This is a genomic window from Paraburkholderia humisilvae (assembly GCF_902859855.1).
GTDB lineage: Bacteria > Pseudomonadota > Gammaproteobacteria > Burkholderiales > Burkholderiaceae > Paraburkholderia > Paraburkholderia humisilvae.
In genome coordinates this window covers 61463-86061 of the sequence record NZ_CADIKH010000011.1, presented here as the reverse complement: position 1 = coordinate 86061, position 24599 = coordinate 61463, and the positions used below count along the sequence as shown (strand labels likewise).

21 protein-coding genes and 2 pseudogenes are annotated in these 24599 nt (G+C 63.3%); 13 read left to right on the top strand and 10 right to left on the bottom strand.

Annotated elements, in window-relative coordinates:
- Positions 1-63: 63 nt before the first annotated feature.
- Positions 64-1491, top strand: a complete 1428-nt coding sequence (locus HV796_RS13630; RefSeq protein WP_175227028.1) for a cache domain-containing protein — start codon at positions 64-66, stop codon at positions 1489-1491.
- A complete protein-coding gene (locus HV796_RS13625; RefSeq protein ID WP_175227027.1) occupies positions 1488-2132 on the top strand; it encodes a response regulator in 645 nt (214 codons plus the stop codon). The genes HV796_RS13630 and HV796_RS13625 overlap by 4 nt, the downstream gene beginning before the upstream one ends.
- 113 nt (positions 2133-2245) lie before the next feature.
- Here the strand turns inward: HV796_RS13625 and HV796_RS13620 are convergent, their stop codons facing one another.
- Positions 2246-2851 (bottom strand): MlaC/ttg2D family ABC transporter substrate-binding protein, encoded by a 606-nt coding sequence (locus HV796_RS13620; protein WP_175227026.1) that lies wholly within the window; start codon positions 2849-2851, stop codon positions 2246-2248.
- Between the two features lie 188 nt (positions 2852-3039).
- On the opposite strand from HV796_RS13620, the gene hpnN reads away from it, so the two are divergent.
- On the top strand, positions 3040-5670 hold the full coding sequence (hpnN, locus tag HV796_RS13615) for a hopanoid transporter HpnN (RefSeq protein ID WP_175227025.1): 2631 nt from the start codon (positions 3040-3042) through the stop codon (positions 5668-5670).
- A complete protein-coding gene (locus HV796_RS13610) occupies positions 5667-6557 on the top strand; it encodes an MlaA family lipoprotein (RefSeq protein WP_175227024.1) in 891 nt (296 codons plus the stop codon). Before hpnN ends, HV796_RS13610 begins: the two co-directional genes overlap by 4 nt.
- 100 nt (positions 6558-6657) lie before the next feature.
- Here the strand turns inward: HV796_RS13610 and HV796_RS13605 are convergent, their stop codons facing one another.
- The 7 genes from HV796_RS13605 to HV796_RS13575 form a co-directional block, all read right to left on the bottom strand.
- Positions 6658-7320: a phosphorylase gene (locus HV796_RS13605; protein ID WP_175227150.1), complete on the bottom strand. Its 663-nt coding sequence runs from the start codon at positions 7318-7320 to the stop codon at positions 6658-6660.
- Between the two features lie 62 nt (positions 7321-7382).
- Complete coding sequence (gene shc / locus HV796_RS13600) at positions 7383-9395, bottom strand: squalene--hopene cyclase (RefSeq protein ID WP_175227023.1); 2013 nt, start codon at positions 9393-9395, stop codon at positions 7383-7385.
- Positions 9392-10654 carry a hydroxysqualene dehydroxylase HpnE gene (gene hpnE / locus HV796_RS13595; RefSeq protein ID WP_175227022.1) on the bottom strand — a complete coding sequence of 421 codons (1263 nt, stop codon included), beginning with the start codon at positions 10652-10654 and terminating at the stop codon, positions 9392-9394. The genes shc and hpnE overlap by 4 nt, the downstream gene beginning before the upstream one ends.
- Positions 10654-11502, bottom strand: a complete 849-nt coding sequence (gene hpnD / locus HV796_RS13590; RefSeq protein ID WP_175227021.1) for a presqualene diphosphate synthase HpnD — start codon at positions 11500-11502, stop codon at positions 10654-10656. The genes hpnE and hpnD overlap by 1 nt, the downstream gene beginning before the upstream one ends.
- Positions 11503-11733: 231 nt before the next feature.
- The gene (locus tag HV796_RS13585; RefSeq protein ID WP_175227020.1) at positions 11734-12672 is read right to left on the bottom strand and encodes a sensor domain-containing diguanylate cyclase; all 939 of its coding nucleotides are present in this window, start codon (positions 12670-12672) and stop codon (positions 11734-11736) included.
- Entirely contained in the window at positions 12669-13292 is a 624-nt protein-coding gene (locus HV796_RS13580; protein WP_175227019.1) for a chemotaxis protein CheC, read from the bottom strand. Before HV796_RS13580 ends, HV796_RS13585 begins: the two co-directional genes overlap by 4 nt.
- The gene (locus tag HV796_RS13575) at positions 13285-13653 is read right to left on the bottom strand and encodes a response regulator (protein ID WP_175227018.1); all 369 of its coding nucleotides are present in this window, start codon (positions 13651-13653) and stop codon (positions 13285-13287) included. The genes HV796_RS13580 and HV796_RS13575 overlap by 8 nt, the downstream gene beginning before the upstream one ends.
- Positions 13654-14334: 681 nt before the next feature.
- On the opposite strand from HV796_RS13575, the gene HV796_RS13570 reads away from it, so the two are divergent.
- Entirely contained in the window at positions 14335-16605 is a 2271-nt protein-coding gene (locus tag HV796_RS13570; RefSeq protein ID WP_175227017.1) for a hybrid sensor histidine kinase/response regulator, read from the top strand.
- A gap of 248 nt (positions 16606-16853) precedes the next feature.
- Positions 16854-18401, top strand: a complete 1548-nt coding sequence (locus HV796_RS45825) for a hypothetical protein (protein ID WP_377695196.1) — start codon at positions 16854-16856, stop codon at positions 18399-18401.
- Between the two features lie 140 nt (positions 18402-18541).
- Here HV796_RS45825 and HV796_RS13560 read toward each other — a convergent pair whose 3' ends face one another.
- Complete coding sequence (locus tag HV796_RS13560) at positions 18542-19102, bottom strand: NADPH-dependent FMN reductase (RefSeq protein WP_175227016.1); 561 nt, start codon at positions 19100-19102, stop codon at positions 18542-18544.
- A gap of 356 nt (positions 19103-19458) precedes the next feature.
- On the opposite strand from HV796_RS13560, the gene HV796_RS13550 reads away from it, so the two are divergent.
- The 4 genes from HV796_RS13550 to HV796_RS13535 all read left to right on the top strand — a co-directional run bounded on the left by HV796_RS13550 (position 19459) and on the right by HV796_RS13535 (position 21911).
- The gene (locus tag HV796_RS13550; protein ID WP_175227014.1) at positions 19459-19668 is read left to right on the top strand and encodes a hypothetical protein; all 210 of its coding nucleotides are present in this window, start codon (positions 19459-19461) and stop codon (positions 19666-19668) included.
- Positions 19669-19986: 318 nt separating this feature from the next.
- On the top strand, positions 19987-20598 hold the full coding sequence (locus HV796_RS13545) for an RNA polymerase factor sigma-70 (protein ID WP_175227013.1): 612 nt from the start codon (positions 19987-19989) through the stop codon (positions 20596-20598).
- Positions 20585-20788, top strand: a complete 204-nt coding sequence (locus HV796_RS13540; protein ID WP_175227012.1) for a zf-HC2 domain-containing protein — start codon at positions 20585-20587, stop codon at positions 20786-20788. The genes HV796_RS13545 and HV796_RS13540 overlap by 14 nt, the downstream gene beginning before the upstream one ends.
- Positions 20789-20942: 154 nt before the next feature.
- Complete coding sequence (locus tag HV796_RS13535) at positions 20943-21911, top strand: sulfonate ABC transporter substrate-binding protein (protein ID WP_175227011.1); 969 nt, start codon at positions 20943-20945, stop codon at positions 21909-21911.
- A 38-nt stretch (positions 21912-21949) separates the two neighbouring features.
- Here the strand turns inward: HV796_RS13535 and arsC are convergent, their stop codons facing one another.
- Positions 21950-22312: an arsenate reductase (glutaredoxin) gene (gene arsC, locus HV796_RS13530; RefSeq protein WP_175227010.1), complete on the bottom strand. Its 363-nt coding sequence runs from the start codon at positions 22310-22312 to the stop codon at positions 21950-21952.
- Positions 22313-22798: 486 nt separating this feature from the next.
- Between arsC and parA the strand changes: the two genes are divergently transcribed.
- The 3 genes and pseudogenes from parA to HV796_RS13520 form a co-directional block, all read left to right on the top strand.
- Positions 22799-23461: a ParA family partition ATPase gene (parA, locus tag HV796_RS13525; protein ID WP_175227009.1), complete on the top strand. Its 663-nt coding sequence runs from the start codon at positions 22799-22801 to the stop codon at positions 23459-23461.
- A 24-nt stretch (positions 23462-23485) separates the two neighbouring features.
- Positions 23486-23600, top strand: a pseudogene (locus HV796_RS45820) (ParB/RepB/Spo0J family partition protein); the annotation flags it as partial.
- A gap of 89 nt (positions 23601-23689) precedes the next feature.
- A pseudogene (locus HV796_RS13520) lies at positions 23690-24550 on the top strand (ParB/RepB/Spo0J family partition protein); the annotation flags it as partial.
- Positions 24551-24599 lie beyond the last annotated feature (49 nt).

Below are 24599 nucleotides of genomic sequence, written 5' to 3'. Positions count from 1 at the left end.
AGCGCACAACTACGTATGCGCGCTACGTATTACTACGTATGCCATCTGGCAGACTTTTCAGCGATGAATCTCAAAGCGAAGATATTCCTGCTCGCGATCGTGCCGTTCGTGCTGGCGATCGGTGGCATTGGCATCGGCGTGCGCCACCAGGCCACGGCGCTCGCACAAACCGAGCACGCAACGATGCAGGCCGCGTATCTCGCGAGTAAGGAAATCGAATTGCGTCACTATGTCGATCTCGCGATGAGCGCGATCGCGCCGTTCTACGAAGCAACCGGTGCGAACGCAAGCGACGATGCGACATTGCGCCGCCGCGCGCTCGCCACATTGGAGAAGCTGGATTTTGGTCAGGATGGCTACTTTTTTGTCTACGACATGCACGGCCGCTCGCTGATGCATCCGCGTGAGCCCGAACTGGTCGGGCGCGATCTGTGGACGCTGCGCGATCCCGCCGGGTCGCTCACCATCCAGCAACTGATCGCCGCCGCGGCTCACGGCGGCGGCTATGTGCGATACGTCTGGCATCGTCCGTCGACGGGCAAGCTCGCGCCCAAGCTCGGCTACGTCGTGCCGTTGGAACGCTGGGGCTGGATGCTCGGCACGGGCATCTATCTGGACGACGTCGACACCACACTCGCACGCATCGACCAGCGCGCGTCGTCGAACATCGAGCACACGATGATGTGGATCGGCGGCATCGCGCTCGCGGGCCTCTGCGTGATTACGCTATGCGCGCTGGTTCTGAACGTCAGCGAGTATCGTAGTGCCGACGCAAAGCTCAGGCGCCTCGCACAACAGGTCGTCGCCTCGCAGGAAAGCGAACGCGCCCGGTTGTCACGCGAATTGCACGACGGCATCAGTCAGATGATGGTGTCGATCAAGCTGCTGCTCGAATCGGCGCTCACGCGCTTCGAACGCAGCGACGTGCGGGTGCCCGCGGCGGAGGCCGCGTTGTCTACGAGCCTTGCCCGGCTCGCGGACACGCTGCGCGAAGTGCGGCGCATCTCACACGCGCTGCGGCCGTCCATGCTGGACGACCTTGGCCTCGCTGCCGCACTCGAACAACTCACCCGCGAACTGGGCGCCGAGTCCGGGGTGACGATCGAATTCGCGCAACGCGGGGAAGCGCATTGCATGCCGCTGCCCGACGCGGTCAATACGGTCCTCTTCCGCATCGCGCAGGAGGCGTTGACGAATATCGTGCGGCACGCGCACGCATCGAAGGCCGTGCTCGCGCTCGCCATGTCGACGCAAACGGTCACGCTGACGGTCGAGGACGACGGCTGCGGCTTCGATGTCGAACGCGTCCAGGCCGACCCGTATGCTGGCGTCGGTTTGCGCAATATGCGCGAACGCCTGGAAGCGCTGGACGGCATGCTGTCATGCGTCTCTCAGCCGGGCCGCACGGTGATGAAAGCGACTGTGCCGGTCTCCGCGGCCAACCGCGCACCCATATCAGCCGCACGGATCGCGCAGGAGGACCGATCATGACCGACATATCGCCGAATCCGGCCCGGCTGATCCTTGTCGACGACCATCCCCTCGTGCGCGACGGCCTGCGCGCCCGGCTCGAAGCCGTGCCGGGCTTCACGGTGGTCGGCGAAGCGGGCAACGCCGACGAGGCCATCGCGCTGGCGTGCGGACATCGGCCCGATCTAGTGCTGATGGATGTCGGTATGAATGGCATGAACGGCATCACGCTCGCGGGTGTATTCCACGAGCGTTTTCCGGACATCCGGGTATTAATGCTGTCGATGCACGACAACATCGAGTACGTCACGCAAGCTATTCAGGCGGGCGCGAGCGGCTATGTGTTGAAAGACTCGCCCGCTACCGAGATCATCCGCGCGATCAGCGCTGTGCTAGGCGGGCAGACATTTTTTAGCGCAGCGCTTGGCGTGCGGATGATCCACGCATCGGCCGCGCCATCGCCGCTTGCCCGTCTTACGCCGCGCGAGCGGAACATTCTGGATGCGTTGGCCGAAGGTCTGTCGAGCAAGCAGATTGCGCAGCGCAATGGACTTTCCGTGCGGACGGTCGAAACGCACCGGCTCAACCTGAAGCGCAAGCTGGATATCGACGGTCAGGCGGAGCTGATCAAGTTCGCCGTCGAGCACCGCAGCAAAAAATAGCGGCGCGCTGTGTCGCAAAGCGCGCCGGGCGCGGACCACGCGGTTTCACGTGATGCAGCGCCCGGCCCGGCCTGGAAGAAAGAAGAAGTAGCGTGGCAGTGAAGCGAAGCGCGTCACGCCGCGTTACGTGCGTTGTGCTCGGTCAGGAACTTGATCAGACCGTCGATGCCGCCCTTCGACAGTTGCTCCTGAAACTGCGTCTGGTAGACCTGGATCAGCCACGCACCCAGCATGTTGATGTCGTAGATCTTCCAGCCGTTGGGGGTCTTTTCCAGCCGGTAGTCGATCTGATCGTCGCCGCCGTTGCTCAGCACATGGGAACTCACGACTGCATCGTTGCCGCCGGATCCGACGGTCGCAGGCAGAAACTGGAACTTCACGTCCTGGCCGCGCAATTGCGACAAAGATGATGCATACGTGCGCACCAGTAGCAACTGGAACTGCTCATATAACTGTTTCTGCTGGTCCGGCGTGGCCGTGCCCCATGCCTTGCCCACCGCGATGCGCGTCGTACGCTGGAAGTTCGTGGCGGGCACGAAGTGCGACTGGACCACTTCGGTGATCCTGTTCATGTCACCGCCGCGTGCCTGAGGGTCGGCCTTCATCGCCTCGACCGTGCCCTGCACCGCACTCTTGACGACGGCCTCAGGCGCGGTTTGTGCAATAGCCGCGGTGGACACGAAGGCAGCTGCGATAAAAACAGTCAGGTAACGTTTCATATGCGGATCGGTACGTTGGACAATAAACGCCTGCGATGAAGGCGGCGGGCGAAGGGCCAGTATAACGGCTTTGTCAAATGGCTTTGACACGGACGCCCGTCCTTCGATCCGCCTACAGCCGGGTTGCGTCGGTATACTTGTGCGCTCTTGCAGAAAACGCCATTCAATGACAGGGGCTCTGCGCCTACATGCTGAAGTCATCCATCGTTCGCCTAGCTATCTTCTCCGTGCGCCGTCCGTTGCAGGTGATCGGCGTATCGCTTGCGCTTGCCGTCGCGAGCGGCTTTTACGTCGCCCATCACTTCAAGATCAACACGGATGTGAGCAAGCTCGTCGAGAACGACGAGAAGTGGGCGGCGCTCGACAACGCGATCGATCAGGCGTTTCCTGATCGCGGCGGCACGATTCTCGTCGTCGTCGAGGCCGGTGCGCCGGAATTTGCCGGCGCCGCCGCGGACGAGCTCAGTGCCGCACTGCAAAAAGAAAAGAATGAGTTCGTCCGGGTCACCGAGCCGGCCGGTGGGCCGTTCTTTGAACGCAACGGCTTGCTGTTTCCTTCGTTGAGCGACGTCGAATCGACCACGTCGCAGCTTGTGAAGGCACGGCCGCTAATCAATTCGCTTGCGCACGATCCGAGCCTCACCGGACTTGCCGGCACGCTCAATACCAGCCTTCTGCTGCCGCTGCAGATCGGCCAGGTGAAGTTGGGCGACATGAGCCATCTGCTGTCGGAAAGCGCCAGCACACTCGACCGCGTACTGGCGCACCAGCCAGCCGTCATGTCATGGCGCGCACTGGTCGACAGGAGCGAAGCGAAACAGCCGGCGCGCGCCTTCGTCACGGTCGTGCCGGTGGTCAACTACGGCGCGTTGCAGGCCGGCGCGCACGCATCGAACCAGATCCGCAAGACCGCCGCCTCGCTGAACCTCGAGGGTAAATACGGCGCGCGCGTGCGCCTGACCGGCCAGCAGCCGCTCGCCGACGAGGAGTTCGCATCGGTGAGAGACGGTGCGGCCGTCAACGGCATTCTGACGCTGGCGGTCGTCCTGTTCATTTTGTGGCTCGCGTTGCGCTCGGGCCGCATGATCGCGGCGGTCCTGATCACGCTATTTGTCGGTCTTGCCATTACGGCCGCGCTCGGCCTGATGATGGTCGGCGCGCTGAACATGATTTCGGTCGCGTTCATGGTGCTGTTTGTGGGGCTGGGCGTCGACTTCGGCGTTCAGTACGGCGTGAAGTATCGCGAAGAACGCTATCGCGACAACCGGCTCTCGGCTGCGCTCGTGAATACCGCATACAGCATCGGCGTGCCGCTGACGCTCGCGGCCGTGGCCGTCGCGGAGAGCTTCTTTTCGTTTTTGCCGACTGCGTATCGCGGCGTATCGGAACTGGGAAAAATTGCAGGCGTCGGTATGTTCGTCGCGTATTTCACGAACATGACCTTGCTACCGGCACTGCTGAAAGTGTTCAACCCGCCCGGTGAAGCGGGGTCTCCCGGCTTTCGCTTCCTCGCGCCCGTCGACGACTTTCTCGACCGCAACCGCAAGCCCGTGCTGATCATCACGCTGGCCGTGATCATCGGCGCATTGCCGCTGCTGACGCATCTGCGTTTCGACTTCAACCCGCTGCATCTGAAGGATCCCCATACTGAATCGATGGCGACGCTACTGTCGCTAAACGACTCGCCCGAAGCCGGCGTGAACGACGTCCGCGCACTCGCACCGAACCTCGCCGCGGCGGACGCGATTGCCGCGCGCCTGTCGAAGCTGCCGGAAGTGGGCCGCACGACTACGCTTTCCACCTTTATTCCGCCCGATCAACCGCAAAAACTCACGCTGATCTCGGCCGCCGCCCAGCAACTGCTGCCGGCGCTCACGCAGACACCCGCGCCGCCGGCAACCGACGCCGTGCGCGTCGACGCGTTAAAGCGCACCGCGAACCAGCTTGCGCTCGCCGCGGGCGATCATCCGGGTCCCGGCGCGGCAGAGGCACAGCATCTATCGGCCACGCTGACCAAACTGGCCGCCGCCGACGCCGCCACCCGCGATCGTGCGGAAACAGCGATCTCCGAGCCATTGCGGATTGCGCTCAGGCAGCTCACGAACTTGCTGCAACCGTCACTGATCACCGAAGCGACGCTGCCCCATGACATCGTGCGCGATTGGATCGCGCCGAACGGCCAGGCACTCGTCGAGATTTCGCCGAAGGTACCGCCCGGCACCGATCCCGGCGACGACGTGATGCTGCGTCGCTTCGCGCAGGCGGTGAAAAACGCCGAACCGGCGACGATCGGTGGCCCGATTTCGATCCTGCATTCGGCGAACGTCATCATTCTGTCGTTCGTGCAGGCGGCTTGCTGGGCGCTCGTCGCGATCACCACGCTGCTATGGATCGCGTTGCGGCGGTTCAGCGATGTGCTGCGCACGCTGATTCCGCTGCTGGTCTCGGCCGTTGTCACGCTTGAGCTTTGCGTGGTGTTCCGCATGCCTCTTAATTTTGCGAATATCATCGCGCTACCGCTGATGCTCGGCGTCGGCGTCGCATTCAAGATCTACTTCGTGATGGCATGGCGCCGGGGCGAGACCGGCTTGCTGCAATCAAGCCTCACCCACGCGGTAATCTTCAGTGCGGCGACCACCGCGACCGCGTTCGGCAGCCTGTGGCTGTCGCACCACCCCGGCACGTCGAGCATGGGCAAGCTGCTCGCGCTGTCGCTCTTCTGCACGTTGATCGGCGCTGTGGTATTTCAACCGGTACTGATGGGCAAACCGCGGGTGCGCCGCGTAACGACGAAGAAAAAACAAAGGATTGATGCATGAAAATGCGAACCGCCGCATTGGCGATGCTTGCCACCGGTCTCATGAGCGGATGTGCAACGGGCCCAGACCGCAAGCCCGGGGACCCGCTTGAGCCGATGAATCGTGTGATCTTCAACGTCAACGACAAGGTCGACCAGGCCGTGGCCGTGCCGATTGCGAAGGGCTACCAGAAGGTCACACCACAGCCGATTCGTCAGGCGATCAGCAATTTCTTTTCGAATATCGGCGATCTGGGCAATCTGGCTAATAGTCTTTTGCAGTTGCATATCACCGAGGCAACCGAGACGCTGATGCGCTTCACGATGAATACGGTGTTCGGCATCGGCGGCCTGCTTGACTTTGCGACACCCGCCGGCCTGCCGAAGCACCGGCAGGATTTCGGCCTGACGCTCGGACGCTGGGGTGTGCCGTCGGGCCCGTATCTGGTACTACCCCTGTTCGGGCCGAGTTCGTTCCGCGACAGTATCGGCTTCGCGGTCGATTTCCGTTTCAATCCGATCCACTACCTGGATTGGGAGCCGCGCACGGCCCTATATGGCGTGCAATTTGTCAGCGTGCGTTCCGATCTGCTGGGCGCGACGAACCTGCTGGAACAGGCGGCACTCGACAAGTACTCGTTCGTGCGCGACGCGTACACGCAGCAGCGGCGCGCGCTGCTGCGCGGCGCGGGTGCGCCGGCGCAGGCGCTGCCTGACTACGGCGATTCCGACGAGTCCAGCGCCGCGCCAGCCACGCCCGCTTCGGCCGCCGCGCCGGCAGGCGTGCCGCTCTACACGCAGCCGGGTGCCGGCGGCGCGCCGGCGGGCGGCGGCAACGACGCCGGTTCGGCGTTGCCGAATTACAGCGATCCGGGCGAGGCAGCGCCGGCAACCGCGGCGCCGAAGTAGCGCAGCAAGCGTGGCATGCCCGCAGGTCCATGCGCCGCGGGCCGGCCGGCTTTCTCTTTTATAAACAAGGGTGCAATCAGAAAGAAGTCGCCAGCGCGGCTTATCGAGACTGAAACCGGAGCGCGCCAGCCTGCTCCAACGCGCGGCGCGCATCGACCAACGCGGCACGAGCCACCCGCGCGTCTGCGGCAAGCTGGATCAGAGGACGAATTTGCGACGGCTGCCTGATCAGTTCACGCAGGATCGGCACGATTGCGGTGCTGCCGTCGTCCCGCAAGCCAGCGGTCGCGGCAGGCGGCAGCGTGCGCCACGCCGGGTCGACCACCGCGCGACATACCGCAAACGGCAGGCCATGCGCATTCGCAATCGCGCCAGCCAGATGCGACTCCATATCGACCGCGAGCGCGCCGGTTAACCGATGGCACTCCGCCTTGTCGGCAGCGCCCGTCAGCGGCGCCGCGACGCCCACCAGCCGGCCACGGCGCAGCCTTGCCGCGAGCGGCGTCGACGCGAGCGCGGCGACAATCCGCTCGGACCAGCGGCTATCCGTGGATATATGCCCGAGCGGACCATCGACCGCATCCGCAACAATCAGCGCACCGGGCTCGAGATCGGGCGCCAGTCCGCCGGCGGTGCCAAAGCTGATGATGCCCGCGCAGCCGCGCGCAACCGCGGCGATCAGCGCACGCTCGAGCAGGTCGGCGCGCGCCGCGAAAACCGTGTCGACGCCATCGCCCCGCGCAATGCGCGCTTCAAATGCCATTCCGGTGACGGCAATAACGGGCAGCGCGGCGACAACGCCCGTCGCCGACGGCGAATTCGCGCTCACACCCCGACCTTGACGCGCGTTTCGCCGGCCCGCTTCATCTGCCGGTAGCGCGCGAGCGCCCACAGCGGGAAGAACTTGCGATAACCGTGGTATCGCAGATAGAAAACGCGCGGGAACCCAGTGGCCGTAAAGCGCGTTTCATCCCACAGCCCGTGCTCACGCTGCTCCCGCACCAGGTACTCGACGCCGTGCGCAACCGCGGGATGATCGACTTCACCGGCCGCGATCAGGCCGAGCACCGCCCACGCGGTCTGCGACGCCGTGCTCGTCGCCCGCTCGTAGCCGCGGTATTCGAGCTTGTAGCTGGTGCCGTCCTCGCCCCAACCGCCGTCCGCATTCTGGATCGATAGAAGCCATTGCGCCGCGCGCTTCATCGCCGGATGGTCGAACGGCATGCCAACCGCGTTCAGCGCGCACAGCGAGCTCCACGTGCCGTAGATGTAATTCATGCCCCAGCGGCCATACCAGCTGCCGTCGGCTTCCTGTTCGTTCAGCAGATAGTCGTATGCGCGGCGCGCCGCGTCGCTCGTCGCCGGCAGTTCGCCCATTTGCGCGAGCATCGACAGGCAGCGGCCCGACACGTCCGCGGTAGGCGGATCGAGCAGCGCGCCGTGATCGGAAAACGGGATGCTGTTCAGGTGATAGTGGGTGTTTTCCGGCTCGAATGCGCCCCAGCCGCCGTCGCTGCTCTGCATCCCAACGACCCACTCGCGCGCCCGCGCAATCGCGATCTCATAGGCTTGCGTTTGCGCGTCCACCGCGACGCGGTGCATCGCCATCACCACCACGGCGGTATCGTCGACATCCGGATAATGCGCATTCGCGTACTGGAACGCCCAGCCGCCGGGGCGCACGTCCGGCCGGCGCGAAATCCAGTCGCCGCGCACGTCGAGCACCTGCAGCGGCACCAGCCAGTCGAGCCCGCGCGCGGCCGCCGCCGTCGCCCGCGCGTCGCCGGTTTCGAGCAGCGCGTGTGCCACGAGCGATGTGTCCCACACCGGCGACAGACAAGGCTGGCAATACGCTTCGTCTTCGTGGATCGCGAGCAGCTTGTCGATCGAGCGGCGCGCGATCGCGCGATTCGGGTGATCGGCGGGATAGCCGAGCACGTCGTACATCATCACCGAATTCGCCATCGCCGGGAAAATCGCGCCAAGGCCGTCTTCGCCATTCAGGCGTTCGTCGACGAACGCAACCGCCGCCTGAATCGCGCGTTCGCGCGTCGCCTTCGGAAAGAGACCATCGGTCGCGCGCAGCACGGCGTCGATTGATCGGAAGAAGCGGAACCATCCTTTGCTCTGATGCGGCGCACGCGGCAGCATGCCGGTGTTGACCGGCGCACCCACGAACAGCTCGTCGATCCGCACGCCGCGCGGGTTGCGCGCAACCGGACGCTTCGCCGCGAGCACCAGCAGCGGCACAATCACCGTGCGCGCCCAGTACGATACCTTCGACAGATGGAACGGAAACCCCTGCGGCAGCAGCATCATCTCGACCGGCATCACCGGCACCGCGCGCCACGAGATCACGCCGAACAGCGCGAGCAGCACGCGCGTAAACACGTTCGCCGCCTCCGCGCCGCCGTGCTTCAGCACGGCTTCGCGCGCGCGGCGCATATGGTCGGCATCTTCCGGGTCGCCGATCATCTTCAATGCGAAGTAGGCCTTCACCGTCGCGCTGACGTCGAGCGCGCCGTCGGTAAACAGCGGCCAGCCGCCGTCCGGCAACTGGATACGGCGCAGATAGCGGCCAATCTTCTGTTCAAGTTCGAGATCCGCGGTTTCGCCGAGGTAGTGAACGAGCAGCACGTATTCAGCCGGTATCGTCGCGTCGGCTTCCAGCTCGTAGACCCAGTGGCCATCGTCATGCTGCACGGCGAGAATCGCGTCGGTTGCACGCGCAACGGCCGCGTCCAGCGCAGCACTGGGCGCCGCCGCCTGCGCGGCTTGCTCGCCGCCGGCCGCGGGGTTTGCTTCGCCCAACTGCTGGGTCACGGATAAATCGTTCATCGGCGTTCCATCGGTTCGTTCAGAAGCAGGTCCGCGGCCTTCTGGCCCGAGCGGATCGCTCCTTCTATCGTCGCGGGCAGACCGGTAGCCGTCCAGTCGCCCGCAAGCATCAGGTTATTCCAGCGGGTGCGCGCCGCCGGGCGGCGCATCTCCTCGTCGGGCACCGCAGCGAATGTCGCCAGTGGGTCGACTCCAATTTGCCACACCGGCAGCGGTTGCGCCGGCAAGCCGGCAGCCTGCGCGACGTCGGTCCATAACGTTTGTGCAAGCGCGTCGCGCGGCATGCCCGCGAGGCGATCGGCGCCATGAGCCGTGGCCGAAAGACGCCCATCGGCAGCGACCAGCCAGTGCGCGTTGCCATTGATGAGCGCCGCGGTCGGCGGATGGCCGGCGGGCGGCTCCACGGCGAAGTGCGCGGTCACCATCGGCGAGAAGCGCTGCGGCGCCTGCAGGCCCGGCACCAGCGCCTGCGCGACATGCGGCGGTACCGCAAGCACCGCCGCTTCGCCCGCTTCCAGCGCGACTCGCTCGCCGCCGATATGTAACATGGTCGCCCGGCCGTCGACGAAGTCGATCCCGTCGAGCCGCGCATCGAGCCGGATCGTCGCGCCGCCATGCTGCAAGAGACGCAACGCCGGGTCGACAAACGCGCTGCTCAGGCCGTTGCGCGCGACGAGCGGCCGGCAAGCGTCACCGCCGGTCACGAGCATCTCGCGCAACGCCGCGGCGGCCAGCCCGGCGGTGCCGTCGCGCGGCTCGACGTTCATCATCACCATGAACAGCGGCCGGAGCATCCGATCCCACAGCACGCCATTGCAGCGCATCGTCTGCGCGAGCGTGCGCCCCGGCTTCGCGAACAGCAGCGGCACAAGCGACAGATAGTCCGCCGTATGCGTGTGCGGCGCGCGCGCGCCCGGGTCGAGCATCCAGAACGGCACGCGCCCCGGCGACGGCCGCACCGTCCAGCGCGAGCGCGTCGCGACGTCGATGAAATTCAGTTCCGGCTGGGTCGGCCCAACCAGCTCATCGCCCGCGCCGATCGCGCGCAGATAGTTCAAGGTGGCATGGTTGCCCGACACCACCACGTGATTGCCACTGTCGACGGTCGCACCGAGCGTGCGGTCATAGTACGAACGGCAACGGCCGCCCGCCTGCTTCGCCGCTTCGTACAGCACCACTTGCGCGCCTCGCCGCTGCAATTGAACCGCAGCGGCGAGGCCCGCGAGGCCCGCGCCGATCACGTGGACCAGCTTGCGCATCAGAAGAATGCGTACCGCGCGAGGATCCACAGCAGCCGCGCGCGCGGCTTGCGGACTTTGGTACGCGGGATGTCGAAACCGCGCTCGATGGTGCGATCGAGCAGGCAGTGATAAACCGCCGACATGATGCGCGGTGCGCGCACGTGCGCGCGCGGGCATTGATTCATGATTGCGTCCGAAGCGCTGAAGTGCTTCTTCGCGCGTTCCGCGATCGTCGCGCACACGCGCGGCAGGGAGGGATCATCGGCGATCGTCGCCGGGCTGGTCACCGCGATGCCCTCGCGCGCCAGCAGTTCGCGCGGTAGATAGCAGCGGTTGAGTTCCGCATCTTCGTCGATGTCGCGCAGGATGTTCGTCAGCTGCAGCGCCCGCCCGAGATGGTGGGCCAGATCGCGGCCCGGTTGCTCCTGCATCCCGAATATTCTCACCGACAGGCGGCCCGCCGCGCTCGCGACGCGATCGCAGTAAAGATCGAGCGTCGCTTCGTCCGGCGCGCAGATGTCGGCTTCCGCATCCATCGCCATGCCGTCGATCATCGCGTGAAAGTCTTCGCGCTGCAGATGGTACGTATGGATGTGCCGCGTCAAATCGCGCAGCGATTCGCGCGGCGAACCCGCATAGCAAGCGTCGATGTCGGTGCGCCAACGCTCGAGCGCGGCTTTCCGTTCGGCGGGCGGCTGCCCGCCGTCGGCGATATCGTCGACGGCGCGGCAGAACGCGTAAATCTGGTACATCGCGTCACGCTGCGCGGCCGGCAGAATGCGCATGGCGAGGTAGAACGAACTGCCCGAGGTAACGGCAGCAGCGTCGGTTTGTGTATCGTCCACAACTGGATTGGAAACGGCCAAGACAATCTCCGCTGAGGCGCCCAACACGAGGCGATCAAGAAGTCATGCCTACCCGCAGGGCAAGCCGCCCGCGCGCGCGGACACGCGCGAATATGAATATGCCGGCTGGGAAGCCGGGAACGGGCCAAAGTATACCAGCCCTCGTAAGCTGCCGCTAAACCACGGGCAGCCGGACGGACGGCCCGGCGCGTTGAGCGTTGCCGGGCACGGCGAAGGGCCTTGCCTGAAGCATCAGATGAATGCGATCGAGCGGTTGCGTCCTTGCCGTTTCGCAGTATAGAGGGCCGCATCGGCCTCGTTGATCAGCGCTTCGTAAGCCGGCACGCCAGTACGCGCCGACGCGCCCCCGACGCTTGCGGTAACCGGCACGCTGACGCCCTGCACGTCGACCGGCGTGTCGCCGATCGTATTGCGGATCTTTTCAGCCACGAGCATCGCGTCTTCGAGCGGCGTGCACGGCAGCAACAGCGCGAATTCCTCGCCGCCAAAGCGCCCGAAGGTGTCCTGCGCGCGCACCACGCCGGCCACGCGCTGCGCCATTTCGCGAAGCACGAAATCGCCGGCGACATGTCCGAACTGGTCGTTGATTTTCTTGAAATGATCGAGATCGAATAACAGGATCGACAGGTCGCCGCCGTAGCGCTGCCAGCGCGTGTACTCGTCGCGCAGTCGCGCCTCGAAATAGCGGCGGTTCGCGATGCCCGTCAGGCCGTCGCGGTCCGCATACTCCTGCAGCTTCGCCACCGCTTCTTCCCGTTCCCGCTGCACGATGCTTACGTGCGTCACGTCCGATACGGTCACGCAGACGGCTTCCACTTCGCGATCGCGCATCAACGGCATGAACGTGCAGTCCTGCTGCATGAAGTCGACACCGCCGGTAATCGGCCGATCGTGGTCGAACTTGAACAGGTACGGCCGCTGTTCCCACGAGCTGAATGCGAAACTGCCGAGCTGGAACACGCTTTCGAGCTTGCGCGTGAGCCAGACGCGCGGCAATTCCGGGAAGCTCGCGAAGATCGACTTGCCGACCACCTGGTCCGCTGCCAGGCCGCTGTGATCCTGCATAAAGCGGTTCCACATCAGCACGTTCATTTGCCGGTCGAGCACGAAAATGCCGAAACCGACGCGTTCCACCACAAGGTCGCTCAGAGAGGCAGTCAAGACATTCATAGGCTGGACAACAACGCATCAAGTGCGTGATGGATATGCCGGATCGAATCTTCGGCCATCAGCATCACGAGATGCGCGCGAAAACTCTGGTCTTCCAGCGAGAAGTTCACTTCGACAAGCAGCGCGACGCTCCATGCGAGCACTTTCGGCTGAAACACGTCATCAAGGGACATCGTGAGGCCGAGCATGCCGGGCGCCGTGAACACCGGCGCGCGGCCGAGCTGCTCGAAAATGGACGATACGCAGGCACCCGTCAGCAGGTTCGCGATATCGAAAATCAGCTCTTCCTCGGTGGTCGCCTCGTACGCGGACTTTGCATACGGGTCGCTCACCAGCGCGCACAGCTGCTGGACGTTGCCGCTCTTGCAGATCACAAGCGCCTCGCCCTTGATGTCCGAGCGGAATCCCTGGCGCACCGCCGCCACCGTCTCGCTGATGCCGGTCATCTCACGCAGCGCCTCCGCGGCTTCGCGCACCGCGACCACCCGCACGCGTGGCACCGACAGTTCGATAAACGCGTCGAGCAACAGCGCGAGACGCTGCGCGGCCTGCCCCATGGCGAGATTCGCGACCTCCTGCAGCGCGTCGCGCTGGTCTTCGGTGAGAACTGGCTCAGGCATACAACCCGTACTCCTTGAGGATGGGAAGGACCGCCTCGGGGGTCACGGGCTTCGGAATGAACGCGACCGCGCCCAGCGTGCGCACGCGTTCCTGCGCCATCGGCTGGATGTCCGCGGACACGACGATCACGAAGGTATTCAGATCTTCGTGCTGCAGCGCTTCCAGCACCTGATAGCCCGTCATGTCCGGCATCGTCAGGTCGAGAAACATCACCGATGCCTTGCCGGCGCGGTACAGTGCGAGTGCTTCACGGCCGTTCGACGCGTAGGTGATCTCGACGTCCCAATCCGCCGGCAGTGCTTTCGTGAGCACCTTCCGGGCGAGCAGCGAATCGTCGGCGATCACAATGGGCAAAGGCATGGCGGCAAATCAATCGGTAAACGGAATTGTCTCGTACGTATTATCGGCGGCGCTTAGCGCTTCTTTAGTAACCGGCCCCGCCGGCTAACGTCGTGCTTTGGAAATGTTGCCGCGCGCCAAACTGAGCGCGGCGCGCGGTGCAAAAAAGGGGCAAATGAGTGCGGCGCTGCACGGTACAGGATCGGCGCACGCGAGAAAACCCGAGTGCGCGTCGAAAGACGATAATGGCCGGCATTTTTCGAACCCACCCCGTAGCAGAATCTGCGCGGCAAAACGGGCGTGATGCACGCCGTGCCGCCACGCTGGCAATTGCGAACGACCCTTTCGTCTCGTTTGGTTGGGATGTCGGGGCGCCCTCGCGCAACCGCGCCCGGACATGGCGAGCGCATTGATTATCTGGGGCGCAATTTTCGAATCAAACTGGCGAAAAGGCAACTCGCCAAATTGGGGTTCCACGAACAAAAGTCACTCAGATGACTCGCTTTCTCGGGGCGTTTTAACTATTAATGGACGAAATGTCGCCGATTATCCTTTTGTGTACGTTTGCGCTTCCGGATTTGTCACTGATTCACGAGCGTTCGCCGTTGCCGAACGCTATGCGGTCCGCGGTAACAGACGCCGGCCGCCGTATGATGGTAAACGTCGTGTACACCCTTCCCGACTCTTGCCGCGGTGTCCCTCATGACTTCTGATCGGCGCGAACCGGCTCAAGAATCCCGTGGCACCGGCAGCCGGCCGGAAGAGACTGTATTCCCCGCCGTGCCCGAGCACCACTTCGCGGTGCGGCGCATCACGCTGATCGCGCTGCTCGTCGCGGCAATCATTCTGCCGTGCATCTTCGTTGCCGTGATGGCGTTCAACGACTTCCGCACGCGCGAAGCGGAAGCGACCGATGTGACGCTGCGCACCGTGCGTGTCGCCGAAGAGCACGCGCTCAAAGTGTTCGATATGAACGAAGCGCTCGACGCGCGCGTCGTCGATCTGGTGCAAGGCCTCGACGATGCGGGCATTCGCGCGCGCGAAGCGCAGATTCACGACAAGCTGGAATCGATCGGCGGCGGCTACCCGCAAGTCGCGTCGATGTCGATCTTCAGCAGCGACGGTACGCTGCTTGCCAGCAGCCGGTCCTATCCGGCGCCGCCAATGTCGATTGCCGCGCGCGACGATTTCATCGGCATTCGCAATGGCAGCGTGATCGAACACGTATCGAAGGTGATGTCGGGCGGCGCGGCCGACGGTGAAATCGTGTTCAACACCGGTGTCGCGCGCCGTGACGACACGAACGCGTTCGCCGGTATCGTCTCGGTCGCGCTGCGCTCGGCCTATTTCAGCGATTTCTATCGCGATCTGCTGGGCGGCAGCGGCGCGCCGATGACGATGGGCCTGACCCGAACCGACGGCGCCGTGCTCGCGCACTATCCGCCAAGCGGCAGGGCCGCCGCCGAACCGCAGCGCTCGCGATTTACCGAGGCGCTTGCCGAAGGCCGTCGCGCGGGCGTCGTCAGGGTGCATTCAACGATTTACGGCGACACCCAAATCGTCGCGTTCCGGCGGGTCGGTTCGTATCCGGTGTACGTCGCCTGCGGCTATCGCACCTCGGCGATCTGGGCCGCGTGGTATCGGCATCTGAGCGTACTGATCCTCGCGATGTTCGTGCCGTCGGTCGTGCTGTGGTGCGTGATCTGGGTGTCGCTGAAACGCCTTGCCGCTGAAGAGGAAGCGTGGGAACGATGGCAGGCCGAAGCATCGATGCGCCGTTCGATCGAGTCCGCGTACCGGCAGTCGCGCAAGATGGAAGCGCTCGGCAATCTGGTCGGCAGCGTCGCGCACGACTTCAACAATCTGCTGATGATTGTCTCGGCGAACATCCAGATTTTGCGGCGACGCAAGGCAGCCGCATTCGATCGCGAGCTATCGGCAATCGAGCGTGCGCTAAAAAGCGGCCAGTCGCTCACGCGCCAGTTGCTCGGTGTCGCGCGCAAGCAGCCACTGCGCAACGAGACGCTCGCGATCGAGCGCTGGCTGCCTGGCTGCCGCGAATTGCTGCGCGCGTCGCTCGGCGCGAAGGTGTCGCTCGTGATGGACATGGGCGTCGAAGTGTGGCCAATTCGCGTCGATGTCGCGGAGCTCGAGCTCGCGCTGATCAACGTCGCGGTCAATGCGCGCGATGCGATGCCAAGCGGCGGACGCTTCACGGTGCGCGCCCGCAACATCACGTTTCGCCACGAGGACGGCTTCCCACTGACGGGCGACTTCGTGCAGCTATCGCTTGAAGACACCGGTGTCGGCATGCCGCCTGATGTGCTGTCCCGCGCGTTCGAACCGCTCTTCACGACCAAGCCGAAGGGGATGGGCACCGGCCTCGGCTTGCCGCAGGTGTTCGCATTCTGCGAGCGCTCAGGCGGGCTCGCGGCCATCGACAGCGCGACCGGCGCCGGTACGTCCGTGCGGCTTTACCTGCCGCGCGCGACCGGCGAGCCGACGCAGGCCGAAGCGCCCGCGGAGCCGGTCGTCGCCGGGAACGACGTGCGGCACGGGCTGCGCATTCTGCTCGTCGAGGACAACGACGAAGTGGCCGCCGGCACCGAAGCGCTGCTGCAGATGATGGGTCATGAGGTAACCTGTGTATTCAACGCGGACACTGCACTGCGCCTGCTCGACGACGCGCGCGGCAAGCAGGCGCGCAGCGGTGAGCCGTTGCCGTTTGACCTCGTGATCTCCGACATTCACATGCCGGGCAAACTGAACGGCATCGATCTCGCGGAAGCCATCCAGCACTTCGAAACCAAGCTGCCGGTTGTGCTCGTGACCGGCTACGCCGAAGAACTCGACCGGGCGCGGCACGTCGATGCGCACGTTCTGCCGAAACCATTCGATATCGCGCTGCTCGATACATTCCTGCAGACACTGCAGCAGGATCTCGCGCATTCGCCTGCGCAACCGACCCAGTGAGTAGGGCTGCGCACATTACCGGCCTTTGTAAAAAAGGCGGCGACGGGTCGATGGATGCCGCTTGCGCGGACGTCGCGGCCCACTGACGCCCGCTCTGCGACCGCGTTGGGTGGGCGCGCGTGCTGCAATGCGCAGCCGTGTCGTATCGCGCACTTCCGGCACGATCGTTGCGGCGACTCCGGTTAGCGTGACCGAGCGAAGGCGGTGCTTTTGCGCCGCCGGCTCGAGCCAACCGTCGGGAGGCAGCGATGCGACAAACGGTCTTTGGCCTGTTCAATACCTACGCGGAAGCGGATGGTGCGCGCAATGCGCTCGTGGAGTCCGGCTTCGCTTTTCATGAAGTCGAACTGCGCGCGAACCCGGAAACGGCGTCGGATGCGATTGCCGACGAGTCACCTGGCGTCCTCGCGAACATCGAGCGCTTTTTTGCGAGTCTGTTCTCGACGTCCGGCCCTGCCGCCAATGAGTCGATCGTCGAACACTACACGGACGCCGTGCGGCGCGGCGCGGTGCTCGTGTCAGTCGACGCGGCGACCGACGTGCACACGGAACTCGCGCGCAATACGTTGATGCGGCTCGGCGCACGCGACGTTAGCGAGCAGCCCTATCTGTCGCCGCCGCAGCGCGATGACACGCGGCAGGTCGAGCAGGCGCGGCGCGAACATTCGATGCTCGATGAACTGGGCATCGGCGGCCCGGCGGCGCGGCCGACCGCCGCGCCGCCACCTCGCGAGCCACTGAGCGCGATCGACACGGAACGCCGCTTCGAACGCGTCGATGCCCCTCCGCACGATACGCCGACTGACGATGTGGCCGCGCGGACTGCGATCGCCGCAGGCGGTGCGCCCGGGTCCGGGGCGGTACTGCGGCCGGACCTGGCGAAGACGGGCCGGCGCGAACTGGACGACGCGGCGATGCGTGAAGCGGCGCAGTCGCCGGATGCGCAGCCTGCGCCGCCACGGGACGAATTCTCAAAGGCGTCCGGCGGTGGGTTCGGTAAGGGCTCGGGCGGCATCGCCGGCACCATGCCACCATCCGCAGGCGGCAGTCAACAAACGCAAAGCATGTTGTCAGCGCGCGCCGAAGATTCCGGATACCCGGCGAAAACGGCTTACGGCACCGCGCACTACCAGTCCGATCCGTCGGACATCAGCCGCGCGACAAGTCTGCCCGGCCAAGGTCTGTGGCAGCGCGAAGCGATACAGCGCGGCGGACCGCAGGGAGCCGGCGAGTATCCGACGCAGGAATCGCGCAGTACAACGAACATCGGTGTGCGCGATGAGCACCAGCCACCGCAAATGACGTCCGACGCGGACGTCCCGCCAGACACGGCCCAGGCGACCGGCCAACGCATAAGCCCAAACGCCGTGAGAAGCACCGGCACGCGCGTCGAAGGTGTCGGAGGCGACGCCGGTACGCTTCGCCCGGCTGCGGCGGGTGCTCCCGGCATGACGAACGAATATGAGGCGCGGCAAAGTCCGCGCGACGGCGGTGGACTCGGTGCACCGATTCCCGACGAATTCCTTGAATACGAGGAGGACTTCCGCACGCACTACGACGAACAGTACGGTGCGCGTGAAGGTGCGCGATACGACGAGTACGTGCCGGCTTATCGCTACGGCGCAAAGATGGGCGGCGACGCGCGTTATCAGGATCGCCCGTGGGACGAAGATGTCGAACTCGACGCACGGCAAGACTGGGAACGCACCGCGCCCGAAGGCAGCTGGGACCGTTTCAAGGCCGCGGTACGACATGGCTGGGAGCGCGTGACGGGACACCACCACCACCCTCATTGACGATCGCGGGCCGCGCGCACGGCAGGCACTTCGGTGAACGGGCGGACAAGGCGCCATTGTCGGTATGGCGCCGTCTGCATCGAAACCGGTTGGGCCAGCCCATCAACGCGCGATCGGACACGCGCGTCGCGTGGCTGCGGTCAAGCCTTGTGGCCCTTGTGCCTCTTCACCCATGCGACGTAGGTATCGACGAAGTTCTGCAGGAATTTGCGTGTGTCGTCGCTGACGATCTTGCCGGTCGTGTCGATGCGCGAGGCGTCGTGCTTGATGAACATCTCAGGCTGGCCCATCACATGCACGTCAAGGTAAGCGAGTACGTTGCGCAAGTGCTGTTGCGACATCGCGGTACCCATCGCACCCGGCGACGTTCCAGCGACAGCGGCCGGTTTGTCGCGCCACGAGCTGTGGCCCATCGGCCGCGACCCCCAGTCGATTGCGTTTTTCAGCACGCCCGGAATCGACCGGTTGTACTCCGCAGTGACGAACAACAATGCGTCGGCGGACTCGATCTGCCGCTTGAAATGGCGCGCGGGTTCGGGAAAATCCGCGTCGTACTCCTGGCTGTAAAGCGGGAGGCTGCCAATATCGATGAACTCGAACTTGAAATCCGCAGGAGCCAGCGAGATCAGTGCGTGCGCAAGCTGGCGGTTATAAGACTCCCGGCGCAAGCTGCCGACGAGGACTGCAATCTGGTAAGCCATATGTCATTCCTTTGACGTGTTTCGGTTTGGTGCGGCGCAAAAAGACACGCCCCAATAATCATAGCGGTATTCGGTTTTTTGTTATTGATCGGTGGATAAGTCCACAGCTGCACACGTTATCCACAGTTTTCGTGGAGAACCTTGTGGATAAATTGACTCTTGTCCTTGTGAGTCAAGCTTGCGATCGGCTAGCAGATGAGAGGCAATATCTACCGGAAACCGTGCGTTCTCGTTACAACCTGTCGTGAACATGGTGCGCGACGCTTCTTCGAATCTGCCAGGGGCTCGCGCATATCGCGCAGCGCAAGCTTCGCGACCCGCGCGGCAACGCACTATTTTTTACGGAGGACTAACAGATGACACGTATTTCATCAGGTAAATCCCACGACGAAGCCGTGGCGGCTCGCAAAGGGCAGCGGCAGAAGGCACAGGAACAAGCGGGCGGCGAAATGGCCGTCGAGGACACCCAGTCTGATGCGCAACACAGCTGCGGCGAATTGTCGGAACAGGGCAAGAAGGTGTGGCGTACCGGTAGTGGACTCGACGGCGGCGGCAAGTGTTCCTGAACGCCTGAACGCGCGCTGCACGCGTCAACGCCCGGCGCGGATCACGCAACGAAAAACAGAATATCGGCGCCCACTTCGTCATAACGGTGGTCGCCGCACGACTCAGTCTGCGTCGATTGTCTGATTCGCGCATCGGTCAGCGAATTTCATTCGCTTCGGCAATGACGTGCGGGAGAATAGGCGCCAAGCCCGCCTGGGCGCCTATTTCATCCTGCGAATGAACACGATCGAGCTCGACAGCCGCCGGTATCGGCACAGCATTCTTGTTGCAGTCTTGCGTTTGCGCCCGCCGTGTCGCACCGCTCAGCGGAGACGCGCATGAAAGGCGCGATCGATGAGCAAGCGTTCGACGATCCCGCTTACCTTGCACAGCTGCGTCGCGATCTGCTGCGTTTTGCGCGGCTTCAACTGCGCGATGCCGCCGCCGCGGAAGATGCGGTGCAGGAAGCGCTAGCCGCGGCATGGACGCAGGCCGACCGCTTCGCCGGCCAATCGGAGCATAAGACATGGGTCTTCGGCATTCTGCGGCACAAGCTGGTCGATACGCTGCGGGCGCGGCAGCGCACGATCAATCTGTCCGCGCTCGACGACGAACTCGATGGCGAGGCATTGCTCGATCGCGAACTGTTCAAGGAGAACGGACATTGGTCGCGCGAAGCACAACCGCGTTCATGGCCGACGCCCGAGATCGCGTTGCGTCAGCAGCAGTTCTGGACACTGTTCGAGATGTGCCTCGAGCTTCTGCCCGAGCAGATCGGACGTGTATTCATGATGCGCGAGTTTCTCGATCTGGAAACCGCGGAAATTTGCAGCGAACTTCAGATGACCGCGAACCACTGCAGCGTGCTGATCTATCGCGCCCGCTTGCGGCTGCGCGCCTGCCTGACCGAAAAAGGGCTTTCCAGCGGGGACGTTCATGGGGAAATGTAAAGACATCACGCGGCTGCTCTCCGACGCGCTCGAACGTCGGCTCAGCGCGCTCGAATGGCTGGCCGTCGGCGCGCATCTGCCGACGTGCGGCGGGTGTCGCAACTTTCGCAAGCACATCGGACTGCTGCGCGCGGCGTCGCGTGCGGTAAGCGGCATCGACGATACGGGCGATCGCGTCACGCGCGAATAAGTGCACAACTATCGCGGTCTGCGGTCCGCGCCGTTCCGGCGTGATTTGCTTATGCGAATTTATCGGTTCGCGATCGCTCACAGGCGACTTATCGTTAAGCGCAACCGGTCCACGTTGCGTCCGTACTTCGCCCAGTCGACTTCCACTTCCAGTCATGATTCGTCATTCCTCCCTGACGCGCCGTGCGTTTCTCGCCGGGACCGGCGCTCTATTGGCCGCTGCGGCACTGCCTTCGCTCGCCGCAGCGCGCGCGAACACGATTCGCATCGGCTATCAGAAGGCGGCGAGCACGCTCGTATTGCTCAAAGCGCATGGCACCCTCGAGAAACGCTTCGCGCCGCTTGGCGTCGCCGTCAAATGGACTGAATTCCCAGCCGGACCGCAATTGCTCGAGGGCCTCAATGTCGGGTCGATCGACTTCGGTTACGTCGGCGAAGCACCACCGGTGATCGCGCAGGCCGCCGGCGCAAACTTCGTCTATACCGCCTATGAGGTGCCGACACCGCACGCGGAAGGCATCCTCGTGCATCGTGACGCGCCGATCAGGTCGGTGGCCGACCTGAAGGGGAAAAAGATCGCGTTCAACAAAGGTTCGGACGTGCATTGGTTCGTGGTCGCCGCGCTGCAGAAGTTTGGCGTGCGATACACGGACATTCAACCGGTGTTCTTGCCTCCTGCCGACGCGCGCGCGGCGTTTGAGCGCAGCGCCGTCGATGCATGGGCGATCTGGGATCCATTTCTCGAAGCGGCAAAGCGGCAGACCAACGCGCGGCTGCTTATTGACGGTGAAGGCATTGTCAGTCATCACCAGTTCTTTCTGAGCGCGCGGCCGTTCGCGCAGGACAACGCCGATGTCATTGCAGCGGTGATCGACGAAGTCGGAAAAGAAGGCGAATGGCTGCGCGATCACTATCCGGAGGCGGCTCGCCAACTTGCGCCGATTCAGGGCCTCGACGCAAGCGTGATCGAGGCCGGTCTTCGACACTATGCACACGTGTATCGGCCAGTCGACGCGCAAGTACTGGCCGAGCAGCAACGCATCGCGGACGCGTTCGCGCAGCTTCGCATCATTCCTGGCCAGATCGTTACCAAGGATGCGGTCCTGCAGGTGGCGAAAGGCTAACGTTGATTTCTTTTTTGTCGCAGGAAGCGCTATTTGATTTATCTGTCGAATAGCGCTTTGATGTTTTCGGGTGGGCGTCCGATCACGGCTTTGCCATTGCGCACGACAATCGGTCGTTGTAGCAGGATCGGATGTTTGACGATCGCCTCGTATAGCTGATTGTCATCGACGTCCTCGGCGCCAAGGTCGAGTTCTTTGTACTCAGGTTCGGTGTCGCGCATCATGTCCCGCACCGAGCAGCCCAACATACGGTTCAGTTCTTTCAACTGTGCGACCGTCAACGGCTCGCGCAGATACTCTACGATCTTGACCGGCTCGTTCGCGACGTTGAAGCGGGTGTCGATCAGTTCGCATGCGCCTCTCGATTTCGAGCAACGAGAATTATGGTAGATCGTGATCATCGGTGGACTCCGGTTTTCGATGGCCTGTGCGGATAGCACAAGGGCCGATATTGCGATTCTAGCGGCGTTGGTCGCCACGATTCGGCGCGCGACTTTATGCGCATAAAGAGACCTGAACCTAACAGCAGCAGCACAGGACGTATAGTCCGGTTGCGGATTAGCGTTAAGGCTGAGCGGCCCATCTTCCGATTCCTTGCTTGAGCGCTATGCCTGAGAAACCAGAGTTTATGTCTCTAGCGGAGCGGTGACGTATTCGCTGATGCGACACGTACTCATGCCTTAGCGCCACCCTGTATCAGTACCTCGCCTCTGACTGAATTCCCGATCGCGCATTGCCACCCTCAACGGGCCAAGCGCACACACCGCTCCTTTATGCGCATAAACCTCGGCCAAATGGCTAATTTGTCGCAGTGTCACGACAAAATGCATTGAAACAAAAATACATCAAGGTAGAATTCAGCAGCGTCCAAAACGGGGAGGTGAAGCTTGGCAGCTGAAATCATCGCAGTCACACAACAAAAGGGCGGTGTCGGAAAGAGCACGATTGCGATGCATCTCGGCGCCGCGTTTCATGAAAAGGGGAAGCGTGTTCTCGTCGTCGATGCTGACGGACAGAACACACTGATTCACTGGGCCAGCGCTTCTTCTGATGGAGAAACCGGCATTCCGTTTCCCGTGGTCAACCTGTCAGAAGCCGGCGGACAGATTCACCGTGAGATCAAGAAGTTCATCGGTGACTATGACGTGATCGTGGTCGACTGCCCGCCCTCGATTACCGAGAAAGTGTCGGGCGTCGTGTTGTTGGCTGCGACGGTTGCGGTCATTCCCACGTCGTCTTCGCCCGCCGACTACTGGTCGAGCGTTGGACTCGTCAAGCTGATCCAGCAAGCGCAGGTGATGAACGAAGATCTGCGCGCGGTATTCCTGCTGAACAAGACCGAAGAGAAACGCATGCTCACCCGCGAACTCAAGCGCGCGTTGGAGGAGCTCGGTTTTCCGCTACTCAAGACACAAATCCCCACCCGTGAGGCGTACAAGCAGGCCATGGCCCTCGGGCAAACGGTGCTGCAAATGAACGATCGTGGAGCCAAACTCGCCAGCGTCGAAATCCGCGCCTGTGCTGACGAGATTGCCGCCCTGCTTCCCTGAATTTATGCGCATAAAGGTCCCTGAATGAAACCCTCCCAATTCGCCAAAGGCTTTCAAGCGCGCCCGGACACGACCAGCAGCGAGAAGCGCACGGCACTCGATCGGCTCAATGCAATCGACGGCCTCGTGCAGAACAACACGCGCAGAATGGACGAGGTTGCCAACCGCCAGAATCAGTCGATTGCTCAGCAGGCGTCGAACGAGGGTGAGTCGGCGGAAGCCGTTAGCGAATCACCGCAATACCGGGCGTGGCGCGCCGAGCACGGATATCGCCCCGGACAGGTGATTGAACTGGCGCTCAAGGCGATCAAGGCAAGCCCGTTCAATCCGCGTCATTTTTATCTGAAGTCTTCGATTGCAGAGCTCGCAGTCAATCTTGCCAAGCAAGGTCAGCAGCAGGCAATCCACGTCATTCCCGACTACGACAATCCTGGTACCTACTTCGTCAGTGACGGCGGACGGCGCGTACGCGCGTTGAAGGAAGCCAACAAGGAATCCGTGAAGGCAATCGTGATCGATCTGCCAATCGGTATTCAGAGCTACAAGCTTGGTTACGACCTCAACGTTCAACGCGACTCCCAAACGGTCTTCGACAATGCTGTCGTCTGGAAGCGATTTCTCGATGACAGGCACTTCCAGAGTCAAAAGGAACTGGCCGAGCATTTGGGACTGGATGAGTCAACGGTTGCGGTCGCGCTATCGATCGCCAAGCTTCCTGAAGTCGTCATGCAGGAAATGGTCGCGAGGCCCGATCGATTCGGTTCGAACATGGGATACCAGGTAGGCCGCTATCATTCGGCGCGCGGCACGGACGCAACGCTGCGTCTCATCAACAAGATTCTGTCCGATGACCTCAGCACCCGGCAGGTCGCCGATATCGTGAAGGGCAGGGCGAGCGCGCAGGAAAGCGCGAAACCCGCCGGGCGCCAACGTTACGCGCAGCGGCTCGAGATCAAATTCGACGGGGTGTCAGTCGGCGATCTGAAGTCGTATGGCGACGATCGCATCGAACTCCGTTTGCGAGGCCTGTCGCGCGAAAGGCGCGACGATATCCTTCACCAGATCGAGAAGATGTTGCTGAAAAAGTAACGCAACGGTGGACAGCACCGGCCGCGTTCCGCACGCACACTCCGTGACA